Genomic DNA, 211 nt, shown 5'->3' with positions numbered 1-211 from the left:
TGCTTCGTAAAGTGGATACATATATAGACTTCTCCTTTATTCATGAGAAGGTAAGCCCGCTGTATTGTGCGGACAACGGGCGTCCTGCCATTGATCCTACCGTGTTGTTTAAAATGATCTTTCTCGGCTATTTCTATGGCATTCGCTCAGAACGGCAACTCGAGCGTGAAATTCAGACGAACCTGGCTTATCGCTGGTTCCTGGGGCTGGG

At 47.9% G+C, this 211-nt stretch carries 1 protein-coding gene; it reads left to right on the top strand.

Annotation, left to right across the window (positions count from 1 at the left end; translation table 11 throughout):
- Nucleotides 1-211, top strand: a 211-nt coding sequence (locus WA407_RS26650) for a transposase (RefSeq protein ID WP_336078751.1), incomplete at both ends; no start/stop codon positions are given.

Source organism: Paenibacillus sp. 203 (assembly GCF_037027525.1).
Lineage (GTDB): Bacteria > Bacillota > Bacilli > Paenibacillales > Paenibacillaceae > Paenibacillus > Paenibacillus polymyxa_B.
The sequence above is the reverse complement of the archived record's forward strand: the minus strand, read 5'-3'. Positions and strand labels throughout refer to the sequence as shown.